This is a genomic window from Herbaspirillum frisingense GSF30 (assembly GCF_000300975.2).
Lineage (GTDB): Bacteria > Pseudomonadota > Gammaproteobacteria > Burkholderiales > Burkholderiaceae_D > Herbaspirillum > Herbaspirillum frisingense.
On the sequence record NZ_AEEC02000025.1, the window covers coordinates 72,735 to 79,510 of the forward strand.

General features: G+C 61.4%; 6 protein-coding genes. 2 read left to right on the forward strand and 4 right to left on the reverse strand.

The window, feature by feature from the left end; translation table 11 throughout:
- Positions 1–8: 8 nt before the first annotated feature.
- From phnE (HFRIS_RS16910) to phnD, 4 genes are all read right to left on the reverse strand, one after another.
- Positions 9–842 carry a phosphonate ABC transporter, permease protein PhnE gene (phnE, locus tag HFRIS_RS16910; protein ID WP_006464639.1) on the reverse strand — a complete coding sequence of 278 codons (834 nt, stop codon included), beginning with the start codon at positions 840–842 and terminating at the stop codon, positions 9–11.
- A complete protein-coding gene (gene phnE, locus HFRIS_RS16915; protein ID WP_006464640.1) occupies positions 835–1,650 on the reverse strand; it encodes a phosphonate ABC transporter, permease protein PhnE in 816 nt (271 codons plus the stop codon). The genes phnE (HFRIS_RS16910) and phnE (HFRIS_RS16915) overlap by 8 nt, the downstream gene beginning before the upstream one ends.
- On the reverse strand, positions 1,647–2,417 hold the full coding sequence (gene phnC / locus HFRIS_RS16920; protein WP_006464641.1) for a phosphonate ABC transporter ATP-binding protein: 771 nt from the start codon (positions 2,415–2,417) through the stop codon (positions 1,647–1,649). Before phnC ends, phnE (HFRIS_RS16915) begins: the two co-directional genes overlap by 4 nt.
- A gap of 156 nt (positions 2,418–2,573) precedes the next feature.
- Entirely contained in the window at positions 2,574–3,563 is a 990-nt protein-coding gene (gene phnD, locus HFRIS_RS16925) for a phosphate/phosphite/phosphonate ABC transporter substrate-binding protein (RefSeq protein ID WP_006464642.1), read from the reverse strand.
- 258 nt (positions 3,564–3,821) lie between these two features.
- On the opposite strand from phnD, the gene HFRIS_RS16930 reads away from it, so the two are divergent.
- Positions 3,822–4,508, forward strand: coding sequence for a response regulator transcription factor (locus HFRIS_RS16930; protein WP_006464643.1), 687 nt, complete (start codon positions 3,822–3,824; stop codon positions 4,506–4,508).
- A gap of 4 nt (positions 4,509–4,512) precedes the next feature.
- Complete coding sequence (locus HFRIS_RS16935; protein ID WP_006464644.1) at positions 4,513–5,916, forward strand: sensor histidine kinase; 1,404 nt, start codon at positions 4,513–4,515, stop codon at positions 5,914–5,916.
- Positions 5,917–6,776: the final 860 nt, after the last annotated feature.

The window sequence follows — 6,776 nt, forward strand, 5'->3', positions numbered from 1 at the left end:
CTTCAGGATTAGAGAATGCGCTTGCGGATCTGGGTCACCACCACTTCGGTGACGATCACGATGGCGAAGATGGAGACCAGCACGGTGGCCACGCGCGGCCACTGGAACAGATTCAGGGCAGTGTCCAGCACCATGCCCACGCCACCGGCGCCGACGATGCCCAGCACGGCCGATTCACGCACGTTGATATCCCAGCGCAGCAGTACGATGGACATGAAGGCGGGCTTCAACTGTGGCCAGTAGCCGTACCAGATTTCGGAGAACTTGCTGGCACCCGAGGCCTGCAGGGCTTCGATGGGACCACGCGGCATCTGCTCGATGGTTTCGCCGGCCATCTTGCCGACGAAGCCGATGGAGCGGAAGGCGATGGCCAGGGTGCCCGCCAGCGGGCCGGGTCCGAAGATGGCCAGGAACAGCAGCGCCCAGACCAGCGAATTGACCGAGCGGCTGGCCACCAGCACGATGCGGGCGAACAGGTTCAAGGCACGGTTGCGGGTCAGGTTGGGCGCGACCAGCAGACCGAAGGGAATGGCCAGGACGATGGAGAGCAGGGTGCCGAGGGTGGCGATGTGCAGGGTTTCGATCAGGCCGGCCTTCACGTCGGTGCCGAAGTATTCCCAGTCGACAGGCCACATGCGGGAGAGCATGTCGCTCATCTGTTCCGGTGCATCGTAGAGGAACTCGGGGATGATTTCGATATAGCGCAGCGACTGCACCACGGCCAGCGCGATGACCAGCCACACCGTGAAGCGCAGCACGCGCTGCAGCGGTGTGTGACGCTGCCATTCGCGCTCGGCCGGAGTGAGCGCGGCCGGGGGACGGGAGAGGACGGTATCAGACATTGAAGACCTTCTTGACCGAGTTCGCCAGCAGTTCGCCGACGACGATGATGGTGATGATGGTGACCAGGATGGTGAGCACGAAGTCGTAGTCGAAGCGCTGGAAGGCGGAGAACAGCACGCCGCCCACGCCACCGGCGCCGACGATGCCGACCATGGTGGAGTTGCGCAGGTTGGAGTCGAGCTGGTAGGTGGAGAAACCGACGAAGCGCGACATCACCTGCGGCAGGACGCCGAACAGGATCACGTTCATGAAGGACGCACCGGTGGCGCGGATGGCTTCGACCTGCTTGATGGAGATTTCCTCGATGGCTTCGGCGAAGAGCTTGCCGATGAAACCGATGGACGCCACGATCAGCGCCAGCACGCCGGCCAGGGCACCAAAGCCGACCGCCTTGACGAACAGGATGGCCACGATCACCGGGTGCAGCGAACGGCAGACCGACACCAGTGCGCGTGCGGGCCAGGAGATCCATGCCGGCATCAGGTTGCGTGCCCCCATGAGGCCGATGGGCAGCGACAGCAGGATACCGAAGAGCGAGGCCAGCACGGCGATCTGCAGGGTTTCCTTGATGCCGCCCCAGAGGATGTCGCCCTTGGACAGGTCAGGCGGGAACATGCGGCCGAGGAACTTGGCGCCATTGCCCAGGCCGGACGAGAAGCGCTCCCAGGAGAATCCCAATTGGGTGGCGGCGTAGATCGCGTAGAGGGCGATCAGCCAGATCACCACGCGGGTGACCAGCTGCGGCTTGAAGGCCAGGCTCACGCGGGCGCCGGCGTTCTGTGGGGTGGGGGGAGTTGCGGTCGTCATGCCAGCCAGTCCTCGCCACCGTAGATCTGCTTGAGGAAGTCATCCGACAGGTTCTCGGCATTGCCGTCATAGATCACGTGGCCGCCGGACATGCCGATGATGCGGTCGGCGTAGCGCTTGGCCAGTTCGACATCATGGATGTTGACGATGACGGGGATCTTCTGGGCGCGACCTTGTTCCTTGAGCAGCGAGATGATCTCGAAGGAGGTCTTGGGGTCCAGCGAGGAGGTCGGCTCGTCGGCCAGCAGCAGGCGCGGGCGCTGCATCAGGGCGCGGGCGATGCCCACGCGCTGGCGCTGGCCACCGGAAAGCGCATCGGCGCGCTGGTTGGCGAAGTTGCCCAGGCCGACGGTGTCCAGCAGCTCGAAGGCGTGGGCGATGTCTTCCTTGCTGAAGTTGCGGCGCCAGGCGGTGAACGCGTTGACGTAGCCCAGGCGTCCGCACAGGAGGTTTTCCATCACCGACAGGCGCTCGACCAGGTTGTATTCCTGGAACACCATGCCGATGTGACGGCGCTGCTCGCGCAGGGCGCGACCGCGCAGCTCGGCCAGGTTCACGCGCTTGCCTTCGCCTTCGAACCAGATCGCGCCGCGGCTGGGGTCGACCAGGCGGTTGATGCAGCGGATCAGGGTCGACTTGCCGGTGCCGGAAGGGCCGATGATGGCGACCAGGCCGGCATCGCCGATCTTCAGGTCGATGCCCTTGAGGATGGGATGGCCGGGCTTGTATTCCTTGACCAGGCCCTGGATTTCGATGGCGTGTGACATGGGAGGCGCTTTCTCTGGTGATGCGCGGCCATTCGCGGGATGCGAGGGGCCGCAGCCCGTGCGGTGGGCACGGGCCGTGTTGCTTGGTTCGGTGTAGGACGGGTACTGCGGCACCCGGGCCAGGACGGCCACGGGTGGGAGGCTCAGGCCACGTGCTTACTTCTTGCCGGCGTTCTGCTTGTCGTAGGCGGCGCGGTTGAAGGATTCACCTGCGGAATGGGCGACGAAGCGCACCATTTCGAAGTCCTTCTTGTAGTTGATCGGGTAGAAGCGATCGGAACCAGCGAAGGCCTTCTTCAGCTCATCGGTGAAGCGGTAGTCGTAGAAGCACTTGAGCATCTTGTCGCGGAAGTTCGGCTCCAGGTCATGCGCGTAGGCGAAGTCCTGGGTCGGGAATTTCTCGCTGTGCCAGATGACACGGAAGTTCTCGGCCTTGATCACGCCGCGCTCGACCATGCGGTCGAAGACGTCGGATGCGATGGCGGCTGCGTCGTAGTCACCCGAGTTCACGCCCAGGATGGACTGGTCGTGCTTGCCGGAGAAGATGACCTTGTAGTCCTTGTCCGGGGTCACGCCCAGCTTGGGGAACAGGGCCATCGGCGCCATGTGGCCGGAGTTGGAGGAGGGCGCGGTGTGGGCGACCTTCTTGCCCTTCAGATCGGTCATCTTCTGGATGGGGCTGTCCTTGCGCACGATCACGTTCAGGGTATAGCCCTGGTAGCCCTTGGCGTCACCGATGACAGCGAACGGCACGGCGCCGGCGATGTTGACGGCGAAGTTGGTCGGGCCGGGCGAGAAACCGCCGACGTGCAGGCGACCGGAGCGCATGGCTTCGATTTCAGCGGCATTGGACTGGACCTGGAAGAACACCACCTTCTTGGCGGTGCACTGCGACAGGTAGTCGGTGAAGGGCTTGAAGATCTTGTCGTAGACGGCCGGGTCTTCCACCGGGGTGAAGGTGAAGACCAGGGTATTGGGGTTCTTCAGCTTCTTGGGATCGGTGGGGGTGTCGGCCGTGAGGTCGTTATTGGCGTCGCAGTATTGCTGGTCGAGGTCACCACGGTTGGTGCAGGTGTCCTGGGCGAAGGCGATGGCCGGTGCGGCCAGGGCGAGTGCCAACAGGGTCTTGATCAGACGCTGAGTCATGCTGTCTCCTAGAGATGGTTTTGGTCTTGGTGCCGGTCGCGACGGCTGACAAATTCAGGTGCTGGCCGGCGATGTGCGGGAGTGTAGGCGAGGGGCGCGGCTTTTGCTACTGCGGGACCTTGCCAAAGCGGGGGTTTCCTTGCAGCTGCCTTTCCGGTGGCTTTCAATCTGCTTTCAAAGCGCATCCGCACAGGGCTCGCGCTGGGGGAGGTTTGGCGGTATAAAGGCGGCTTACCAACGATAACGATATGGGACATCATGCATATCCTGCTGGTGGAGGACGACATCGACATGTCGCGTGCGCTGCTCAGGGCGCTGGAGCGACGGGGTTTTCAGGTCACGCATTGCGGCGACGGCATCAGTGCGTTGTCGCACATCAAGGATGGTGTCGGCGACCTGGTGGTACTGGACCTCAACATTCCCGGGCTGGACGGCCTGCACCTGCTGCAGCGGATCCGCTCGCAGGATATCGGCACGCCGGTGATCGTGCTGACCGCGCGCGGCGCGGTGGGCGATCGCGTGGTAGGTCTGAACGCGGGTGCTGACGACTACCTGGCCAAGCCCTTCGATCTCGATGAGCTGGATGCGCGCATCCGTGCCTTGCTGCGTCGTCGTACCAATGCCGATGACGGTGTACAGCGTTGTGGGCGCCTGCGCTTCGATCGAGGTTCCGGCGCCTTCTATTGCGGTGATGATCCGCTGGAATTGACGCCGCGCGAGCATACGCTGCTCAAGGCGCTTATCGCCAAGCCGGGGCATGCGGTGACCAAGGAGAAGCTGTTCCGGCTGGTATTCCCGATGGAAGAGAATACGCAACTGGAGGCCATCGAAGTGGTGGTGCATCGGGTGCGCAAGAAGCTCATGGAGACCGGTGCGGAGATCATGACCTTGCGCGGTCTGGGTTATCTGTTGCGCGACAGGCAGCAGCAGGGCGGCGGGGACTGAGGACGTGGCGCATCTGTTTTCGCGGCGCCGCTCGGTGCGCGCCTATCTGCTGGCGTGGATCATCTCGCCGATTGCCCTGTTCATCATCATTGATTCCTTCTCGTTGTATCGCAATACGCTGGAGTCGGTGAACACGGCCTATGACCGCATGCTGATCGCCTCGGTGCATTCCATCGGTGATCTGCTGCGTATCGAGAATGGCGAGCTGAAGGCCTCGCTACCGTATGCAGCGCTGGAAATCTACGAGGCGGATTATTCGAGCCGGATGATCTATCGCATCAATGACCTGGAAGGCAAGTTCTTCGACGGTGATGCTGACTTGCCATCCTATAAGGGCAAGGCGGACAAGGAAGCCATCTATCCGGCGCTGGCGCATATCTACGAAGACAATTACAACGGCGTCCCGGTGCGGGTGGCCGCACTGTTCCAGCCGGTGGTGACCAATGACCCGCGTGGCGCGGCCCTGGTGCAGGTGGCGGAGACCATGGAGAACCGCAGTGCATTGGCCCGCAAGATCTTCTGGGAAACGCTGATCCGACAGGCGGCCTTGCTGGTGGTGATCGTGTCGGTGACCCTGTATGTGGTGCGGCGTGCCTTGCAACCTGTGGATGCCTTGCGCCGCCAGCTGGATGAACGGCCTGCAGACGATCTGTCTCCGGTGGCGCCGCCGATGGCGCCGCGTGAGTTGCAGCCGTTCATCAATGCACTGAACCAGTTGATGGCGCGCTTGCGGCGCCTGCTGGATCACCAGCAACGCTTTGTGGCAAATGCATCGCACCAGTTGCGTACTCCGCTGGCGGTATTGAAAACGCAGTTGCAGTCTGGCTTGCGCGGGGATGCACCGGCGCAGGAGATCCTGCAGGAGATGTCGGGAACAGTGGAACGGGCGACCAACCTGGCCAACCAGTTGCTGTCATTGGCCAAGGTCGAGCAGATACGGGGACGGGGTGCGCAGGAGGTGTGTGATCTGGGCATGCTGGCGCGTGAGACGGCTGTGGACCTGTCGCCGCTGATTGCGGAGAAGGACCTGGACTTTGAGCTGGAAGCCGAGAAGATACTGGTGATGGGACATCCGTGGATGATCGGCGAGCTGATATCCAATCTCTTGCACAACGCCATACGACATACGCCGGTGCGGGGACGGTTGGGGATTCGCATCAGCGCAAGGGACGAGGTGGCGGAGTTGCTGATCTGGGATAGCGGGAAGGGTATCGACGCACCGGCCATGGAAAATGTCTTCAAGGCGTTTTCCTCGAATGGATCTTCTTCAGGTGGACTGGGACTGACGATCTGCGGTGAGATCGTGGACTCGATGCAGGCGACCATCAGCTTGCGCAATCGGGTGGACGATGCTGGCCGGGTCGAGGGACTGGATGCGTTGGTGCATTTCAGAGCGGTGACTGGCTGAGTTTGAGAGGGCTGTGGAAAACTTAGATTTTTCCCCGCTCTGGGCTGCAAAGTGCTCTGGTTGCAGGTCGTTGTCGAAGATGCTGTGTATAAGTATTTCTCTTACCTGGGTTCTTGTGCCTGTTGTGGACAACTTGGCTGGAATCCAGTCTGGAGGCGGACTTGTGGATGGATCAACGTGATACTGTTGATCTGCTTATGCGTGTGAATTTTTAGAGATGCCGACCATGCCGGCATTTTTATTGCCTCACGAAATTACGAGCTTGATCCGCGGGTGTTAGTAATGTCGGTGCTGTGGTCGTATAGGAAGACTATGCGAAGGCTGTTTTATTTTTGCTTGTGCATAAGATGATCGAGCGGGTGTGCCAGATCATTCTGGCTGTGGATAGGACATCGACGCAGGTGCAACGGACGAGATGCTCGTCATCAATCACTGTGTATAAGTCTGATCGACCACGTTGGCCCTGGTTGTTGCGAACTGTGGAATAACTCAGCAGGAAGTCGCATCGGTGGGTTGATGGACGGGAAGCAAGCTTGGCTGCATGCTGATAACGGTGAGGATTGGGACATCGCCAGGGAGTGTTGGCGGTGATATCCCCAGTGCTTGTGGATGATATTTTGTCCCGCGCACTCGCGGTGTAGCGCAATGGGTAGGGCACTACCAACGCAGAGGCACGGCCTCTACGGCGCAACGCCAGCTGATCAGAAGGCAGCCGGTGGAGTGTCCACCTTACCAGCTCTGCAATCCGCGTCACTGGACCCCAGTCGAGGTCAGCCTAATGAGAGCAGAAGCGCGATGCTCATCAGCGCGGCCCTGTTGAGTTGCATGCAGCCGGGTGGGATGGGTGCGTGTTTTTGCCT

Bases quoted from the DNA above. Each gene is read 5' to 3' on its own strand.
- phnE (WP_006464639.1), bottom strand. From the start codon at position 842: ATGTCTGATACCGTCCTCTCCCGTCCCCCGGCCGCGCTCACTCCGGCC.
- phnE (WP_006464640.1), bottom strand. From the start codon at position 1,650: ATGACGACCGCAACTCCCCCCACCCCACAGAACGCCGGCGCCCGCGTG.
- phnC (WP_006464641.1), bottom strand. From the start codon at position 2,417: ATGTCACACGCCATCGAAATCCAGGGCCTGGTCAAGGAATACAAGCCC.
- phnD (WP_006464642.1), bottom strand. From the start codon at position 3,563: ATGACTCAGCGTCTGATCAAGACCCTGTTGGCACTCGCCCTGGCCGCA.
- HFRIS_RS16930 (WP_006464643.1), top strand. From the start codon at position 3,822: ATGCATATCCTGCTGGTGGAGGACGACATCGACATGTCGCGTGCGCTG.